The organism is Streptomyces sp. NPDC005070 (genome assembly GCF_053600395.1).
This window is the reverse complement of record NZ_JBSFZS010000036.1, coordinates 51,966-68,116: the sequence shown is the minus strand read 5'-3', so window position 1 is coordinate 68,116 and position 16,151 is coordinate 51,966. Positions and strand designations below refer to the sequence as shown.

The 16,151-nt window shown below is 70.3% G+C and carries 13 protein-coding genes; 5 read left to right on the top strand and 8 right to left on the bottom strand.

Going from position 1 to position 16,151, the window contains the following annotated elements:
* Nucleotides 1-82: 82 nt before the first annotated feature.
* The 6 genes from folE to dacB form a co-directional block, all read right to left on the bottom strand.
* The gene (gene folE, locus ACWEBX_RS14945) at nt 83-688 is read right to left on the bottom strand and encodes a GTP cyclohydrolase I FolE (protein ID WP_389837653.1); all 606 of its coding nucleotides are present in this window, start codon (nt 686-688) and stop codon (nt 83-85) included.
* 145 nt (nt 689-833) lie between these two features.
* On the bottom strand, nt 834-2,861 hold the full coding sequence (ftsH, locus tag ACWEBX_RS14940) for an ATP-dependent zinc metalloprotease FtsH (RefSeq protein ID WP_451885264.1): 2,028 nt from the start codon (nt 2,859-2,861) through the stop codon (nt 834-836).
* Nucleotides 2,862-3,060: 199 nt separating this feature from the next.
* Nucleotides 3,061-3,621: a hypoxanthine phosphoribosyltransferase gene (gene hpt, locus ACWEBX_RS14935; protein ID WP_037625953.1), complete on the bottom strand. Its 561-nt coding sequence runs from the start codon at nt 3,619-3,621 to the stop codon at nt 3,061-3,063.
* A gap of 165 nt (nt 3,622-3,786) precedes the next feature.
* Nucleotides 3,787-4,950, bottom strand: coding sequence for a tRNA lysidine(34) synthetase TilS (gene tilS / locus ACWEBX_RS14930; protein ID WP_451885263.1), 1,164 nt, complete (start codon nt 4,948-4,950; stop codon nt 3,787-3,789).
* A 194-nt stretch (nt 4,951-5,144) separates the two neighbouring features.
* Nucleotides 5,145-6,293, bottom strand: a complete 1,149-nt coding sequence (locus ACWEBX_RS14925; protein ID WP_451885262.1) for a zinc-dependent metalloprotease — start codon at nt 6,291-6,293, stop codon at nt 5,145-5,147.
* Between the two features lie 180 nt (nt 6,294-6,473).
* The gene (gene dacB, locus ACWEBX_RS14920) at nt 6,474-8,030 is read right to left on the bottom strand and encodes a D-alanyl-D-alanine carboxypeptidase/D-alanyl-D-alanine endopeptidase (protein WP_451885261.1); all 1,557 of its coding nucleotides are present in this window, start codon (nt 8,028-8,030) and stop codon (nt 6,474-6,476) included.
* Nucleotides 8,031-8,109: 79 nt separating this feature from the next.
* Between dacB and ACWEBX_RS14915 the strand changes: the two genes are divergently transcribed.
* Together ACWEBX_RS14915 and ACWEBX_RS14910 are read left to right on the top strand one after the other, a co-directional pair.
* Nucleotides 8,110-8,601 carry an inorganic diphosphatase gene (locus tag ACWEBX_RS14915; protein ID WP_328449784.1) on the top strand — a complete coding sequence of 164 codons (492 nt, stop codon included), beginning with the start codon at nt 8,110-8,112 and terminating at the stop codon, nt 8,599-8,601.
* 155 nt (nt 8,602-8,756) lie between these two features.
* Nucleotides 8,757-10,415, top strand: coding sequence for a threonine/serine ThrE exporter family protein (locus ACWEBX_RS14910; protein WP_451885260.1), 1,659 nt, complete (start codon nt 8,757-8,759; stop codon nt 10,413-10,415).
* A gap of 45 nt (nt 10,416-10,460) precedes the next feature.
* Here the strand turns inward: ACWEBX_RS14910 and ACWEBX_RS14905 are convergent, their stop codons facing one another.
* Entirely contained in the window at nt 10,461-11,771 is a 1,311-nt protein-coding gene (locus tag ACWEBX_RS14905; RefSeq protein ID WP_451885259.1) for a DedA family protein, read from the bottom strand.
* A gap of 140 nt (nt 11,772-11,911) precedes the next feature.
* On the opposite strand from ACWEBX_RS14905, the gene ACWEBX_RS14900 reads away from it, so the two are divergent.
* Nucleotides 11,912-12,277, top strand: a complete 366-nt coding sequence (locus ACWEBX_RS14900; protein WP_451885258.1) for a YbjQ family protein — start codon at nt 11,912-11,914, stop codon at nt 12,275-12,277.
* A 111-nt stretch (nt 12,278-12,388) separates the two neighbouring features.
* Here the strand turns inward: ACWEBX_RS14900 and ACWEBX_RS14895 are convergent, their stop codons facing one another.
* Nucleotides 12,389-13,156 (bottom strand): MerR family transcriptional regulator, encoded by a 768-nt coding sequence (locus tag ACWEBX_RS14895; protein WP_451885257.1) that lies wholly within the window; start codon nt 13,154-13,156, stop codon nt 12,389-12,391.
* A gap of 136 nt (nt 13,157-13,292) precedes the next feature.
* On the opposite strand from ACWEBX_RS14895, the gene ACWEBX_RS14890 reads away from it, so the two are divergent.
* Entirely contained in the window at nt 13,293-14,579 is a 1,287-nt protein-coding gene (locus ACWEBX_RS14890; protein WP_451885256.1) for an ion channel protein, read from the top strand.
* 67 nt (nt 14,580-14,646) lie between these two features.
* Nucleotides 14,647-16,053 carry a glutamate decarboxylase gene (locus tag ACWEBX_RS14885; protein WP_451885255.1) on the top strand — a complete coding sequence of 469 codons (1,407 nt, stop codon included), beginning with the start codon at nt 14,647-14,649 and terminating at the stop codon, nt 16,051-16,053.
* The last annotated feature ends 98 nt before the right edge of the window (nt 16,054-16,151 follow it).

Sequence of the window (16,151 nt, the reverse complement as noted above, 5' to 3'; positions counted from 1 at the left end):
CGGCGCCGCGGCCCGGCACCGGGCCGCGGGGTCCAGCGGGGTCCAGCGGGGTCCAGCGGGGTCTAGCGGGGTCCAGCGGGGTCTAGCGGGCCATGATGAGGCTCATCGCCTCGTTGCGGGTCGCGGCGTCCCGGAGCTGTCCGCGCACCGCCGAGGTGATGGTCTTCGCGCCGGGCTTGCGGATGCCCCGCATGGACATGCACATGTGCTCGCACTCGACGACCACGATCACACCGCGCGGCTCCAGGATCTCCATCAGGGAGTCGGCGATCTGCGTCGTCAGCCGCTCCTGGACCTGGGGGCGCCGGGCGTAGACGTCGACGAGACGGGCCAGCTTCGACAGGCCGGTGATCTTGCCGCTCGTGGACGGGATGTAGCCGACGTGCGCGACCCCCCTGAACGGGACAAGATGATGTTCACACGTGCTGAACACCTCGATGTCCTTCACCAGGACCATCTCGTCGTGGCCCAGGTCGAACGTCGTCGTCAGCACGTCCTCGGGTCGCTGGACCAGACCCGCGAATATCTCCTTGTACGCCCGCGCGACCCGCGCCGGTGTCTCCCGCAGACCCTCTCGGTCCGGGTCCTCGCCGACCGCGATCAGGAGCTCTCGCACGGCGTTCTCGGCGCGCTTCTCGTCGAACTCGCCGATCTCGCCCTCGCCGTCCAGCGTCACGGGGTCGGTCATCTGGTCCTCGTTCCTGTGGAGCCTGCGCGTGCCTCGACGCGTCCAAAAGGTGCGGGCACACGAAAATGCCGCGCCCCCCAGGCTAGAACCTGGGGGGCGCGGCATCCATTCCGGGCCTGGTGAGGCCGCCCGGAGCCGAGCGTGCTCAGCTTTCGGTGCGGTCCTCCGGGGCCGTCTCCGTGACCGGGACGGACTCCGTCGCGGTGGCGATGGCCGCCGTCGAGCCGTTCGCCCCGTTCGTCAGTGACAGCTCCTTGGGGGAGAGCACCGGCGGGCGGGTGGACGGGGTACGACGGGAGGAGCCGGTCCACGCGGGGCGGGCCGGGCGCTTGACGATGGGAGCGAAGACCTCGGCGATCTGCTCCTTGCTCAGCGTCTCCTTCTCCAGCAACTGGAGCACGAGCTGATCGAGCACGTCACGGTTCTCGACCAGGATCTCCCAGGCCTCGTTGTGCGCGTTCTCGATGAGCTTCTTGACCTCTTCGTCGACGAGCGCGGCAACCTCTTCCGAGTAGTCGCGCGGGTGCGACATCTCCCGGCCCAGGAAGGGCTCGGTGTTGTCGCCGCCGAACTTGATCGCGCCGAGACGCTCGGTCATGCCGTACTGCGTGACCATCGAACGAGCGGTGGCCGTGGCCTTCTCGATGTCGTTCGCGGCACCGGTGGTCGGGTCGTGGAAGACGAGCTCCTCCGCGGCGCGGCCGCCCAGCATGTACGCGAGCTGGTCCAGCATCTCGTTGCGCGTGGTGGAGTACCTGTCCTCGTCCGGCAGGACCATCGTGTAGCCGAGGGCACGGCCGCGCGACAGGATCGTGATCTTGTGGACCGGGTCGGAGTTCGGGGAAGCCGCCGCGACCAGGGCGTGTCCGCCCTCGTGATACGCGGTGATCTTCTTCTCCTTGTCCGACATGATCCGGGTCCGCTTCTGCGGGCCCGCGACCACGCGGTCGATCGCCTCGTCCAGCATGCCGTTGTCGATCAGCTTCTGGTTGCTGCGCGCGGTGAGCAGCGCGGCTTCGTTCAGCACGTTCGCCAGGTCGGCACCGGTGAAGCCGGGGGTCCGGCGGGCCACCGCGGACAGGTCGACGTCCGGAGCGACCGGCTTGCCCTTCTGGTGAACCTTGAGGATCTCCAGACGGCCCTGCATGTCCGGGCGGTCGACCGCGATCTGGCGGTCGAAGCGGCCGGGGCGCAGGAGGGCCGGGTCGAGGATGTCGGGCCGGTTCGTGGCGGCGATCAGGATGACGCCGCCCTTCACGTCGAAGCCGTCCATCTCGACGAGGAGCTGGTTGAGGGTCTGCTCACGCTCGTCGTGCCCACCGCCGAGGCCGGCGCCGCGATGACGGCCGACCGCGTCGATCTCGTCGACGAAGACGATCGCCGGAGCGTTCGCCTTGGCCTGCTCGAACAGGTCACGGACTCGGGAGGCACCGACACCGACGAACATCTCGACGAAGTCGGAACCCGAGATCGAGTAGAAGGGAACGCCCGCTTCGCCCGCGACGGCGCGTGCGAGGAGCGTCTTGCCCGTACCGGGAGGCCCGTAGAGCAGGACGCCCTTGGGGATCTTCGCGCCGACGGCCTGGAACTTCGCCGGCTCCTGGAGGAACTCCTTGATCTCCTGGAGCTCCTCGACGGCCTCGTCCGAGCCCGCAACGTCCGAGAACGTCGTCTTCGGGGTGTCCTTGGTGATGAGCTTCGCCTTGGACTTCCCGAAGTTCATGACCCGGGAGCCGCCGCCCTGCATCTGGTTCATCAGGAACAGGAAGACGACGACGATGAGGACGAAGGGGAGCAGGGAGAGCAGGATCCCGACGAAGGCGTTCTGCTTGGTCGGCGAGACCGTGTAGCCGTCGGGGATCTGCTTGTTCTGGTACTTGTCCTGCAGGGTGTTGGCCAGGGCCACGCCCTGGTCGCCGATGTAGCTCGCCTGGATCTTCGAGCTGCCGTCAACCTTCTCGCCGTCCTTCAGCGAGACCTTGATGACCTGCTCGTCGCCGGTGGTGATCTTGGCTGACTCGACCTTGTTGTCATTGATCGCCTGGACGACCTGGCCGGTGTCCACCGTCTTGTAGCCGCCGGACGAACCGACGACCTGCATCAACACGACCACGGCAAGGACGGCCAGCACGATCCACATGACCGGCCCACGGAAGTATCGCTTCACGTCCATCCATACGGAGCGGAGTCGCCCCGTCCCTCCTGCCATAGTGAGTTTGATAAAGACTGTTCTTCGGACGGTACCCCAGCATTGTCACCCGAAGCCGCAGGGGACTGCCGGCAATCCCGTCCACGCATGCTCCAACGGCGGGAAACCCGCTGGGGTTCCCGATCGTCCTACAAGGACTGAGCCGCCCTCAGGAAGAGGACGCTCAGCCGCCGTAGACGTGAGGCGCGAGCGTACCGACGAACGGGAGGTTGCGGTACTTCTCGGCATAGTCCAGGCCGTAGCCGATGACGAACTCGTTCGGGATGTCGAAGCCGACCCACTCGACGTCGATCGCGACCTTGGCCGCGTCCGGCTTGCGCAGCAGCGTGCACACCTTGAGCGAGGCGGGCTCGCGCGAGCCGAGGTTGGAGATCAGCCAGGACAGGGTCAGCCCGGAGTCGATGATGTCCTCGACGATCAGGACGTGCTTGCCCTTGATGTCGGTGTCCAGGTCCTTGAGGATCCGCACCACGCCGGAGGACTGGGTGCCGGCGCCGTACGACGACACGGCCATCCAGTCCATGGTGACGGGGGTGGACAGCGCACGCGCGAGGTCCGCCATGACCATCACGGCACCCTTGAGCACTCCGACGATCAGCAGGTCCTTGCCCGCGTACTCCGCGTCGATCTTCGCGGCCAGCTCAGCCAGCTTCGCGTCGATCTCTTCCTTGGTGATGAGCACCGACTTGAGGTCGGTGCCCATGTCTTTCGCGTCCACCCGCATCACTTTCGGTCGTCCGTCCCACTTTTTTGGGCTCGTCACCTACAGGGCGCCATGTAACCGGCGACGGTCCCCTTCGGCACGCCCGCGCGGCCGTTCGGACCGCCCGCGCCCCGAGTCGAGGGGTCCCGGGGAACCGCGTGAGCGGCCCCGGTGCGGGGTCCGGTTTCAGCCTTGCCGAATCACCAGTCTGCCACCCTGGCGCTGGGCGACGACTTTGCCCGGGAGATTGATGGCCCCCTGACCGCGCCATCCGGTGATCAGCCGGTCGATCTCCTCGATGTGCCGGGCGAACAGCGAACCGGCCGGAGCGCCCGCCTCGATGGCCGCGCGGCGCAGGATCCGGCGGCGTACGGCGGGCGGCAGGGCGTAGAGCTTGGCGCACTCCAGGAGGCCGGCCGCGTCCCGTACGGACGCCTCCGCCTGACTGGCCCACGCGTCGAGCGCGTCGGCGTCGTCCCGGGAGAGCTGGGCCGTACGGGCGAGAGCCTCGACGACTCCTTTGCCGAGGGCCTTCTCGAGGGCGGGCAGACCCTCGTGGCGGAGCCGGGAGCGGGTGTAGGCCGGATCGGCGTTGTGCGGGTCGTCCCAGACGGGCAGCGACTGGACCATGCACGCCTTGCGGGCGGTCTGCCGGTCCAGGTGCAGGAAGGGACGGCGGTAACGGCCGTCGGCCCCCGAGACCGCGGCCATTCCGGAGAGGGAGCGGATGCCGGATCCGCGGGCGAGGCCGAGCAGGACCGTCTCCGCCTGGTCGTCACGGGTGTGGCCGAGGAGGATCGCGGTGGCGCCGTGGCGATCGGCGGCGGAGTCCAGGGCGGCGTACCGGGCGTCGCGTGCGGCGGCCTCGGGGCCTCCGTCGCGGCCGACGGTGACGGCGATCGACTCGGCCGGGGAGAGCCCGAGCTCGGTGAGGCGCAGCACGACTTCGTCGGCGCGCACCTCGGAGCCGGGCTGCAGACCGTGGTCGACGGTGATGCCACCGGCGCGGATGCCGAGTTTGGGGGCTTCGAAGGCGAGGGCGGAGGCGAGCGCCATGGAGTCGGCGCCGCCGGAGCAGGCGACGAGCACGAGCGGCGCCGGGGGGACGCCCTCGCCCGGCCGGGGCCGGGAGCTCGCGTGGGCCTGGTCGTGCGCGGCGCGCGCGGGCGCGGCGACGCTGCGCCGCTTCCCGGGGGCGGGGACGCGTTCCGCGTCGGGCGCGCAGGGGCGCGCGGCACCGCGTACGGGCGTGCGCCGGGTGTCGTGGGCGGGCGGTTGCTCGGTCAGGATGTCGTGGAGTACGCGGCGGACCGCCAGGCGTATCGCCGCGACCGCAGGATGGGGACCCATGTCCGGTTCCCTTCATGAAGTTTTCGGGGGGTTAGCCCCGGGGATCTGTCACTCAGAGTGTGTAGATGGTGACAGAACCGGGGCGTTCCCCGAGCATTGCACGCCTACCCATGCTCCACGGTCCCTCGGACGGGTGATAGCAGGAGCGTTTGCCTGCCATCGGCCGGATTCGTTTCACGACCGTCCCGTAGGGTTCACGACTCCGCCTTGCGGTGCACCCGCGCGACCCAGTCCGCCGGTTTGGCGATCTCCGCCTTGGTCGGGAGCGTGTTCGGAGAGGTCCACACACGGTTGAACCCGTCCATGCCGACCTCCTCGACGACGGCCCTCACGAACCTCTCGCCGTCCCTGTACTGCCTGAGCTTGGCGTCCAGGCCCAGCAGTTTGCGCAGGGCCATGTCGAGGCGGGAGGCGCCCTTGGCGCGGCGCTGCTGGAACTTCTCGCGGATCTCGGCGACGGAGGGGACCACGGCGGGTCCGACTCCGTCCATCACGAAGTCGGCGTGTCCCTCCAGGAGGGACATCACGGCGGTCAGCCGGCCGAGGATCTCGCGCTGGGCGGGTGTCTGCACGATTTCCACGAGGGAACGCCCGCCGTCGTCCTCCTCGGTGTCGGGGCGGGAGCCGGAGAGCGACTGGGCGGCCTCCCTGATGCGCTCCAGGACGGTCATGGGGTCGACCTCGGTCTCCGCCAAGAACGACTGGATTTCGCCCTCCAGGTGGTCGCGCAGCCAGGGCACGGCCGAGAACTGCGTGCGGTGCGTCTCCTCGTGGAGGCACACCCACAGGCGGAAGTCGTGGGGCTGGACGTCGAGTTCGCGCTCCACGTGCACGATGTTCGGGGCGACCAGGAGGAGCCTGCCACCGCCGCTGCCGGAAGCGCCGGGGGCTCCCGCGGGCAGGTCGCGGGTCGCGGGCGCGAACGTCTCGTACTGCCCGAGGACCCTCGACGACAGGAAGGACAGCAGCATGCCCAGTTCGACGCCGGTGACCTTGCCGCCGACGGCGCCGAGGACGGCTCCCCCCGGACTGCTCCCGCGCCGCTCCTGCATCTTGTCCAGCAGGGGTTTGAGGATCTCCCGGAACCCGGCGACGTTCGCCCGGACCCAGCCGGGGCGGTCGACGACGAGGACGGGGGTGTCGTGAAGGACGTCGTCACCCATGCGGGTGAAGCCCCGGACGTGTTCCTCCGAGGCTTTCGCGTGTCGGCGCAGCTCGGCGACGATGGCCCTGGCCTCGTCGCGGCTCACCTCCGGGCCCGGCCGTACGAGCCGTGTCGCGGTCGCCACCGCGAGATTCCAGTCGACCATCCCAGTAGATGCAGCACCACCGATGCTCGTCATGCGTCAACCGTACGTGAGCGGGTCCGGCTGCGGTGAGGGTCCGGCGCCGTCCGTGTCCCGGCCGAGGGGCCGATGGTGCTCCTGGTTCCCTCGGGCCGGGAGGGGTCGGGTTCCCTGCCTCCGGGGACCCGAAGGGGCCGGGTCCCCGGTGCGGTCGGCCGGATCCCGGTGCGGTCGGTGCTACCGGCAGCCGCACGCCACCAGTGCCGTCGCCGCGTGGTCCAACGCGGCCCGGGCTTCCAGGGTGTTCGGGGGACTGGCGGCGTCGGAGGTCAGGAAGGCGAAGGCCAGCAGGCGGCCGTCCGTGTCGACGACGGTGCCGGCGAGGGTGTTGACCCCGGTCAGCGTGCCCGTCTTCGCGCGGACGACCCCGGTGGCGGTGGGGGCGTCGGTGTACCGGGTGCTGAGGGTGCCGGTGAAGCCGGCGACGGGCAGACCGGTGAGGACCGGACGGAGCTCGGGGTGGGCCGTGTCGCCGGCCTCGGCCAGCAGGGCGGCGAGCAGGTCGGCGGAGATCCGGTCGGCGCGGTTCAGGCCGCTGCCGTCCGCGAACTGCGCCCCGGCCAGCGGGAGTCCGAGTTTCTTGAGCTGGGCGCGGATCGCCTTCGCGTCGCCGTCGAAGCTCGCCTCCTCGCCGGACGCGAGGGCGACCTGGCGGGCCAGGGCCTCGGCGATGTCGTTGTCACTGTTGGTCAGCATCCGCTCGACCAGGGCGGACAGCGGCGGCGAGGAGACGGAGGCGAGGGCCTGGGAGCGGCTCGTCGCCTTCGAAGGACCGGGCGCGGTCGCGGTGACGCCGTGGTCGTGCAGCAGGTCGGCGAACTTCCGCGCGGCGTCCGCGGCCGGGTCCGGGGCACGCCCGGCAGGCCCGCTGGTCGAGCGGTTCAGGCGGCCCTCGTCCGCCATCAGCGGGGTGACCGTGGCGATGTTGTCGTTGACTCCGATGGAGTGAAGGGCGGGGCCGGAGTACAGCGAGGTGTCGTAGGAGAGCGTCACGTGGCCCATGTGACGGGCCTTCAGGGCGGTGGCCGTCTTCTCGGCGAGGGTGCCCAGGTCGGCCCAGCCGTCCGCGGGCTTGCGGGCGGTCAGCGTGGGGTCGCCGCCGCCGACGAGCACGACCTCCTTGGTGTCGGGCTCCAGGACCGTACGCGTCTCGATGCGGTGGTCGGGCCCCAGCGCCGTCAGGGCGGCGACGGCGGTCGCGATCTTCGTGGTCGAGGCCGGCGTCTGGACCTGCTCGGCGCCCTTGCCGTAGAGCCGCTCGCCGGTCGCCACGTCGATCACGACGGCGGTACGCACCGAGCCGAGGACGGGGTTGGCCAGCAGCGGGTCGAGGACGTCCGCGAGTGCCTTCCCGGTGGGCGAGGGCCCGGTGCCCACCTGGCCGCCGAGCCCGGCGAGGACGGAGGCGGCGCTGGGAGCGGGCCGGGGGGACGTTCGGTGCGTACCGGACGTACGTGCGTGATGTGTGCCACCCTCGGGCGTCCGCGATGCGGCCCAGTCCCGCTCGGCCGTACGCTGACCGGTGGAGTCCCAGGGACCGGCCACGGTCACCGCCCCGGCCGCGAGTGCCAGGCCGGCGGTCGCGGCAACGGCTGTGAGCTGCGGTGTCGTCAGTCGCCCGGCACGCGGCCGCACGGCTTGGGTGAGCCGCGCCACACGCGGTCCCACCATCCGCGCGACCCGCACCACATGCGGTCTCGCGGCCCGCCAAGCCCTCAGCTCTGGCACGACCACCAGCCCCTTTCGCGATCACCCACCTGCGTGAGGGACACTTAATCACCAGAACTATGTGTTGATCATGGAGGAGCCACCGGTGGAGTTCGACGTCACGATCGAGATTCCGAAGGGTTCACGGAACAAGTACGAGGTGGACCACGAGACCGGTCGGATCCGTCTGGACCGTCGACTCTTCACCTCGACCAGCTACCCGGCCGACTACGGCTTCGTCGAGAACACCCTCGGCGAGGACGGCGACCCGCTGGACGCGCTGGTCATCCTGGACGAGCCGACCTTCCCGGGCTGCCTCATCCAGTGCCGCGCGATCGGCATGTTCCGTATGACGGACGAGGCCGGCGGCGACGACAAGCTGCTGTGCGTCCCGGCGCACGACCCGCGCGTGGAGCACCTGCGTGACATCCACCACGTGTCGGAGTTCGACCGCCTGGAGATCCAGCACTTCTTCGAGGTCTACAAGGACCTGGAGCCGGGCAAGTCCGTCGAGGGCGCCGACTGGGTCGGCCGCGCGGACGCCGAGGCCGAGATCGAGCGGTCCTACAAGCGCCTCAAGGACCAGGGCGGTCACTGACCCCCTGCGGGCGGTCGCCGACCTCCCCACTCTTCCGAACGGGCCGCGTGACTCCCAGGGGGTCACGCGGCCCGTTCGTGTGTCCGTACGCATACTGAGGCGTACGGAGGGCAGGAAGGACAACCACACAGACGGGAAAGGCGAGGCTGGAGTTGGTGGCGGACCCGGAAGCGGAAGACCGCAAGCCGCACTCGGACGAGGCGAGGAGTGCTTTCAGCCCGCCCACGGGTGTGGCGCCGCCGGGACCGGCGGCGGCCGACGACGAATCCTCGACGACCTCGGAGTTCGCGCTCCCCAGGGGGCTCGACGCGCCGCATTCCACCGGGCCGGACCAGGAGGGCTCGGCGTTCAGCACACCGCGCACCTATACCGCCCGGACCGCGCCTCCCGCCTTTACACCGGCGACCGGGATCCCCGTGGTCAGCCTGACCAAGGACGCGCCGTGGCAGGACCGCATGCGCACGATGCTGCGCATGCCGGTGACCGAGCGGCCCGCGCCCGAGCCCGTGCACAAGGGGGACGAGGCGGGGCCCGCCGTCCCGCGCGTCCTCGACCTGACCCTGCGCATCGGCGAACTGCTCCTCGCGGGCGGCGAGGGCGCCGAGGACGTGGAGACGGCGATGTTCGCCGTGTGCCGCTCCTACGGCCTCGACCGCTGCGAACCCACCGTCACCTTCACCCTGCTGTCGATCTCGCACCAGCCGTCCCTGGTGGACGACCCGGTGACCGCGTCACGGACGGTACGCCGCCGGGGCACCGACTACACGCGCCTCGCGGCCGTCTACCGGCTCGTCGACGACCTCAGCGACCCGGAGACCGCGATCCCGCTGGAGGAGGCCTACAGGCGGCTCGCGGAGATGCGGCGCAACCGGCACCCGTACCCCGGCTGGGTCCTGACGGCCTCCGGAGGGCTGCTGGCCGGCGCGGCCTCGGTGCTCGTCGGCGGTGACGCGATCGTGTTCGTCGCCGCCGCGCTCGGCGCGATGCTCGGCGACCGGCTGGCCTGGCTGTGCGCGGGACGCGGGCTGCCGGAGTTCTACCAGTTCACGGCTGCCGCGATGCCGCCCGCCGCGATAGGGGTGGCGCTGACGGTGGCGCACGTCGACGTGAAAGCGTCCGCCGTGATCACCGGTGGGCTCTTCGCCCTGCTGCCGGGACGGGCACTCGTCGCCGGGGTGCAGGACGGACTGACCGGCTTCTACATCACCGCGTCCGCGCGACTGCTCGAAGTCATGTACTTCTTCGTGGGCATCGTCGTCGGCGTCCTGGTGGTGCTCTATTTCGGCGTGAAGCTGGGCGCGCAGCTCAACCCGGACGCGGCGCTGAACATCTCGGAGCGGCCGCTGCTCCAGATCGCCGCGTCGATGCTGCTGTCGCTCACCTTCGCGATCCTGCTCCAGCAGGAACGTTCCACCGTCCTCGCGGTGACCCTCAACGGAGGCGTGGCCTGGTCGGTGTACGGGGCGATGCACTACGCGGGCGGGATATCGCCGGTGGCCTCCACGGCCGTCGCCGCGGGCCTGGTGGGCCTCTTCGGGCAGTTGCTCTCGCGCTACCGGTTCGCTTCCGCGCTGCCCTACACGACGGCCGCGATCGGGCCCCTGCTGCCCGGCTCGGCGACCTACTTCGGACTGCTGTCGATCGCGCAGAACAACGTCGACAAGGGACTGGTGTCACTCACCAAGGCCGCGGCCCTCGCCATGGCCATCGCGATCGGCGTGAACCTGGGTTCGGAGATCTCGCGGCTGTTCCTGCGTCTGCCGGGCGGCTCCGCCGGCGGGCGGCGGGCCGCCAAGCGGACGCGCGGGTTCTGAGGACGGGTCCCGGCGGCCCGGTCCGGGGAGGACCGGGCGGGTGCCTCAGTTCTGCGCGGGGCCCTGGCCGTACGGGTACTGGTCGGCGTCGTACCGAGGGCGGGGGTGGCCCTGGGGGTGCTGCTGCGGGTGCGCCTGGCCCTGGTCGTAGCCCTGCTGGTAGCCCTGGTCGTACTGCTGCTGGTCGTAGCCGTAGCCCTGGTCCGAGCCGTACGGCTGCTGGGGCTGGGGCTGGGGCTGCTGGGGCTGGTACTGCTGCTGGGGCTGCCGGGGCTGGTGCTGGGACGGCTGCGGGTGCTGGGGCTGCTGGTACTGCTGCTGAGCCGGGTACGGGTCACCCTGTCGGCCGTAGCCCTGCCCCGGGTTCCCGTAGGGCTGACCCTGGCCCTGGTTTCCGTACGACTGGCCTTGGCCCTGGTTGCCGTGGGACGGGCCCTGGCCCTGATGACCGTACGACTGGTCCTGGCCCTGATGGCCGTACGACTGGTCCTGGCCCTGATGGCCGTACGACTGGTCCTGGCCCTGGTTGCCGTACGGACGGGCCTGGTTCCGGCCGCCGTACGACGAGTCCTGGCCCTCGTGGACCGGCGGCACGCGCAGCGGCCTGGTCGCGTCGTCCATGACGGGCGCGGCGGGGCGGGTGCGGGCGGCCTCGGACGGGTCCGGGAAGGGCTCCTGGAAGTCCTGGAGGTCCTGGAGGTCCTGCGACTCCTCGGCGTGCCGCGACGGGTTCTTCTTGGCCTGGGAACGGGCCCGCAGGAACTCGACGAGGATCGGGATCACCGAGACGAACACGACCAGGATCAGGATCAGCTCGATGTGCTTGTTGACGAACTCGATCTTGCCGAGCCAGGAGCCGAGCAGCGTCACGCCCGCGCCCCACAGGACGCCGCCGATGACGTTGAAGGTGAGGAACGGGCGGTACCGCATGCTGCTGACGCCCGCGATGATCGGCGTGAACGTGCGCACGACGGGCACGAAGCGGGCGAGCACCAGGGACTTGGGACCGTACTTCTCGAAGAACTCGTTGGCCTTCACCACGTTCTCCTGCTTGAACAGGCGGGAGTCCGGGCGGGTGAACAGCGAGGGACCGACCTTCTTGCCGAAGAGGTAGCCCGCCTGGTCGCCGAGGATCGCGGCGAGACAGATCAGCGGGACCGCCGCCCACAGCGGGAAGTCCATGGCGCCCGTGGCGATCAGCAGACCGCAGGTGAACAGCAGCGAGTCACCCGGCAGGAAGAAGCCGATGAGCAGGCCGGACTCGGCGAAGACCACCAGCAGCAGGCCCCAGATGCCGAAATTGTCCAGGAGCGTGTTCGGATCCAGCCAGCTGGGACCGAGGGCAAGCGTCATCACGGGTCCGGGCTCCTGAGGGGTGAAGGGAGTTACGGCGGTCCTGTACGGCCGGCCAAAGCTATCAACGCAATGTGTCAACGCCAGGTTCCACCCGTGACTCCAGGATGCACTGTGCGACGACTGGGACAAAGCTGTGGACCATGGGCATCGATGAATACGGCGGCGGCCAGCGTCCCCACGCGGACGTCCTGGTCGTGACGACGAACGACGTTCCCGGCCATCGCGTCGAGCAGGTCATCGGCGAGGTCTTCGGCCTCACGGTCCGCTCACGCCATCTGGGCAGCCAGATCGGCGCGGGCCTGAAGTCGATGATCGGCGGTGAGCTCAAGGGACTCACCAAGACACTGGTGGAGACCCGCAACCAGGCCATGGAGCGGCTCGTCGAACAGGCACACGCGCGTGGTGCCAACGGCGTGCTCATGTTCCGCTTCGACGTCTCCGAGGCGGCGGACGTGGGCACGGAGGTCTGCGCCTACGGCACGGCCGTGGTCCTGGTGAAGGAGTAGACACGGCCCGCGACGCCCGGCGTCGGTAAGGGTCACGCGCCGGTAAGGGCGTGCATCGGTGAAGGCTTGCACCGGTAAGGGGCGCCCGCAGTGGCGGACGCCCCTTACCGATCAGGCTTCCCCGGGATGCCGGGCGGCGTTCGCCGTGATCGCGTCCCTCAGGTGTTCGGCCAGCCCCGGCCGCATGGAGTCGTAGAACGCCTTGAACCGTTCGTCCACGACGTACATCTCACCGAGTCCCCGGTGGATCTCGTACGTGCAGGTGTAGAACCACTTGGTGATGTGCTGCCGGTGTTCCTCGGCCATGTCCATGGCCCGCGCGCCGTCCGGCCGCTCCCCGTCCGTCATCAGGGCGTCGTACCGCTCGCCCCAGGAGGCCACCTCGGCCTGCACGCGCTTCCAGTCGTGCTTGGTGTAGCGGGCGGTGCGGCGCTGCGACTCGGCGTACGTCTCCGTGCCGCCCCAGCGGCGTTCGGCCTCCTCCGCGTGCTCCTCGGGGTCCTTGTCGCCGAAGACCTCGAACTTCTCCTCGGGCGTGAGATTGATGCCCATCGTGCGTGCCTCCATGGCGTGCTCCACGGCCGCGGCCATCTTCTGCAGTGTCTCGATCCGGGCGGTCAGCAGCTCGTGCTGGCGGCGCAGATGCGCGCGCGGGTCCGCATCCGGGTCGTCGAGCAGGGCGGCGACCTCGTCGAGCGGGAAGCCGAGCTCCCGGTAGAACAGGATCTGCTGCAGCCGGTCGAGATCGGCGTCGCTGTAGCGCCGGTGGCCCGCGTGACTGCGTTCGCCCGGCGCGAGCAGACCGATCTCGTCGTAGTGATGCAGCGTGCGCACCGTGACTCCGGCGAATCCGGCGACCTGGCCCACTGAGTAGCCCACTTCCGCTCCTTCCTCGGTACGCCCTTCACGATGGGCCCTGACGTGACGTGAGGTGCAAGCCCGAAGTGCCGGGCCCGGCCGGGCCGGTGACGCCGCTCGGGATGTTATGTCCGATTCGCGCGTTTAGGGTGAGCCCGTGACCCACGAAGCGGCTCCCCCGGGACCGGCCCCCGCCCGGGCGACGCCCGCACGGACGCTGCTGCCGCTGTTCCTCCCCGCCGTGGTCGTCGGCGGGGTCTCGAGCCTTCTCTACGTCGGGGTGAGCAAGCTCGCCGACCAGCTCAAGGACGTGTTGTGGACCGACCTGCCGGACGCGCTCGGCATCGGCGGATACTCCTCGCTCTGGATGATCGTCATGCTCACCGTCACCGGTGTGCTGGTCGGTCTGGTGGTGTGGAAGGCGCCGGGTCACGCGGGCCCCGACCCGGCCACGCTGGGCCTCCAGGCGGAGCCGATGGCCCCTTTCATCCTGCCCGGGCTGCTGGTGGCGACCGCGCTGATGCTGGCGGGCGGCCCGAGCCTCGGCCCCGAGAACCCGATCATCGCCACCAACGTCGCGCTGGCGTTCTGGGCGGGCCGCCGGTTCGCGCCCGCGGCGCCCGGCGTGCTGTGGGTGACCCTGGCCGAGGCGGGGACGATCGGCGCCCTGTTCGGTACGCCCGTCGCGGCGGCGCTGGTCATCTCCGAGGCGCTCGCCGGGCGGCAGATGAGGGGGCTGCTGTGGGACAACCTCTTCGCGCCGCTGACGGCCGCCTCGGTGGGCTCGATCACCACGGCACTGCTGGGACACGCGAGTTTCGACCTGGATCTGCCCCCGCTCGGGAGCCCGGGCTGGGCCGATGTGCTGTCCGCGCTGGTGGTCGCCTCCGCCGCGGCGGTCCTCGGCATGGCCGGGGTCTACGCCTTCCCCTACGTCCACAAGGCCTTCGGCCTTCTGCGCCATCCCATGGCGGCCCTCCCTGTCGGCGGGCTCGTCCTCGGCCTGCTGGGCTGCCTGGGCGGGCCGCTGACGTTGTTCAAGGGCCTGGACCAGGTCGCCGAGATCGCCCATGACCCGGACGGCTGGTCGGCGGGCCGGTTCGCCCTGATGGCCGTGGTGAAGCTGGCCGCCCTCGTCGTCGCGGCGTCCTGCGGATTCCGCGGCGGCCGGATCTTCCCCGCCGTCTTCATCGGCGCCGCGTTCGGTCTGTGCGCCCACGCGCTGGTGCCGGCGGTCGAGCCGTCGCTGGGACTGGCTGCGGGGGTTCTGGGCACACTTCTCGCGATCACCCGCCAGGGCTGGGTGAGCCTGTTCACGGCAGCCGTCCTGGTGGCCTCGCCGTCGATCATCGCCCTGCTCTGCATCGCCTCCCTGCCCGCCTGGCTGCTGGTGACCGGGCGGCCGCAGATGCAACTGCACAAGGACGGGAGCTCGGTCCGGTGAACCGCCGGGGCGCCCTCATCCGATGAAGAAATGGGACGCCCGTCCCGCAGACCGTTGGGAGAAGCCCGTGCCGCTCCACCAGGGCCAGCAGCAGCCCGATGCCCACCCCCACTCCGTCAACCCCTTCTACGGCGAGGCCAACCCGGTCAGCGGCATGGTCGAGGCACCGCCCAAGCATCGGCTCCCGGACGGCCCGCTGCCGCCGACAACCGCGCTCCAGCTCGTCCACGACGAGCTCATGCTGGACGGGAACTCCCGGCTGAACCTCGCCACCTTCGTCACCACCTGGATGGAACCGCAGGCGGGCATGCTGATGGCGGAGTGCCGGGACAAGAACATGATCGACAAGGACGAGTACCCCCGGACGGCCGAACTGGAGCGGCGCTGTGTGTCGATGCTCGCCGCCCTGTGGAACGCGCCGGACCCGTCGGCCGCGGTGGGCTGTTCCACGACCGGGTCGAGCGAGGCGTGCATGCTCGCCGGCATGGCGCTGAAGCGGCGCTGGACCCTGCGCAACGCGGACCGTTACCCGGGCACCCGGCCCAACCTCGTCATGGGCGTGAACGTCCAGGTGTGCTGGGAGAAGTTCTGCAACTTCTGGGAGGTCGAGGCCCGCCAGATCCCGATGGAGGGCGACCGGTTCCACCTCGACCCCGAGGCGGCGGCCGCGCTGTGCGACGAGAACACGATCGGGGTCGTCGGCATCCTGGGCTCCACCTTCGACGGGTCCTACGAACCGATCGAGGAGCTGTGCGCGGCGCTGGACCGGCTCCAGGAGCGCACCGGACTCGACATCCCGGTCCATGTCGACGGCGCGTCCGGCGCGATGATCGCGCCGTTCCTGGACGAGGACCTGGTCTGGGACTTCCGGCTGCCCAGGGTGTCGTCGATCAACACCTCGGGCCACAAGTACGGCCTGGTCTACCCCGGCGTCGGCTGGGCGCTGTGGCGGACGGCGGCCGAGCTGCCGGAGGAACTGGTCTTCCGGGTGAACTATCTGGGCGGCGACATGCCGACCTTCGCGCTCAACTTCTCCCGCCCCGGCGCGCAGGTCGTCGCGCAGTACTACACGTTCCTGCGGCTGGGCCGGGAGGGCTACCGAGCCGTGCAGCAGACGACCAGGGACGTGGCACGCGCCCTCGCCGAACGGGTGGACTGCCTGGGCGACTTCCGGCTCCTCACCCGCGGGGAGGAACTGCCGGTGTTCGCCTTCACGACGGCGCCCGAGGTGAAGGCGTTCGACGTGTTCGACGTGTCCCGGAGAATGCGCGAGAAGGGCTGGCTGCTGCCCGCCTACACCTTCCCCGAGAACCGCGAGGACCTGTCCGTACTGCGGGTGGTGTGCCGCAACGGCTTCTCGTCCGACCTCGCCGACCTCTTCATCGAGGACCTGACCCGGCTGCTGCCCGAACTGCGCCGCCAGCCCCACCCGCTGACCCACGACAAGGAGGCGGAGACGAGCTTCCACCACTGAAGCCCGGCCCGGATCACCTTGCGCGGCGGCCGGCTCCGGGCCGGGCCACCCGAGGCCGGAGTGCACCCCCAGGCAGCCCGGCGGCCCGACTGCCCGGC

Coding starts and splice junctions, on each gene's coding strand:
- tilS (WP_451885263.1), bottom strand. CDS start 4,950: ATGGGTCCCCATCCTGCGGTCGCGGCGATACGCCTGGCGGTCCGCCGC.
- ACWEBX_RS14900 (WP_451885258.1), top strand. CDS start 11,912: ATGGGCATCGATGAATACGGCGGCGGCCAGCGTCCCCACGCGGACGTC.
- folE (WP_389837653.1), bottom strand. CDS start 688: ATGACCGACCCCGTGACGCTGGACGGCGAGGGCGAGATCGGCGAGTTC.
- ACWEBX_RS14925 (WP_451885262.1), bottom strand. CDS start 6,293: ATGACGAGCATCGGTGGTGCTGCATCTACTGGGATGGTCGACTGGAAT.
- ftsH (WP_451885264.1), bottom strand. CDS start 2,861: ATGGACGTGAAGCGATACTTCCGTGGGCCGGTCATGTGGATCGTGCTG.
- hpt (WP_037625953.1), bottom strand. CDS start 3,621: ATGCGGGTGGACGCGAAAGACATGGGCACCGACCTCAAGTCGGTGCTC.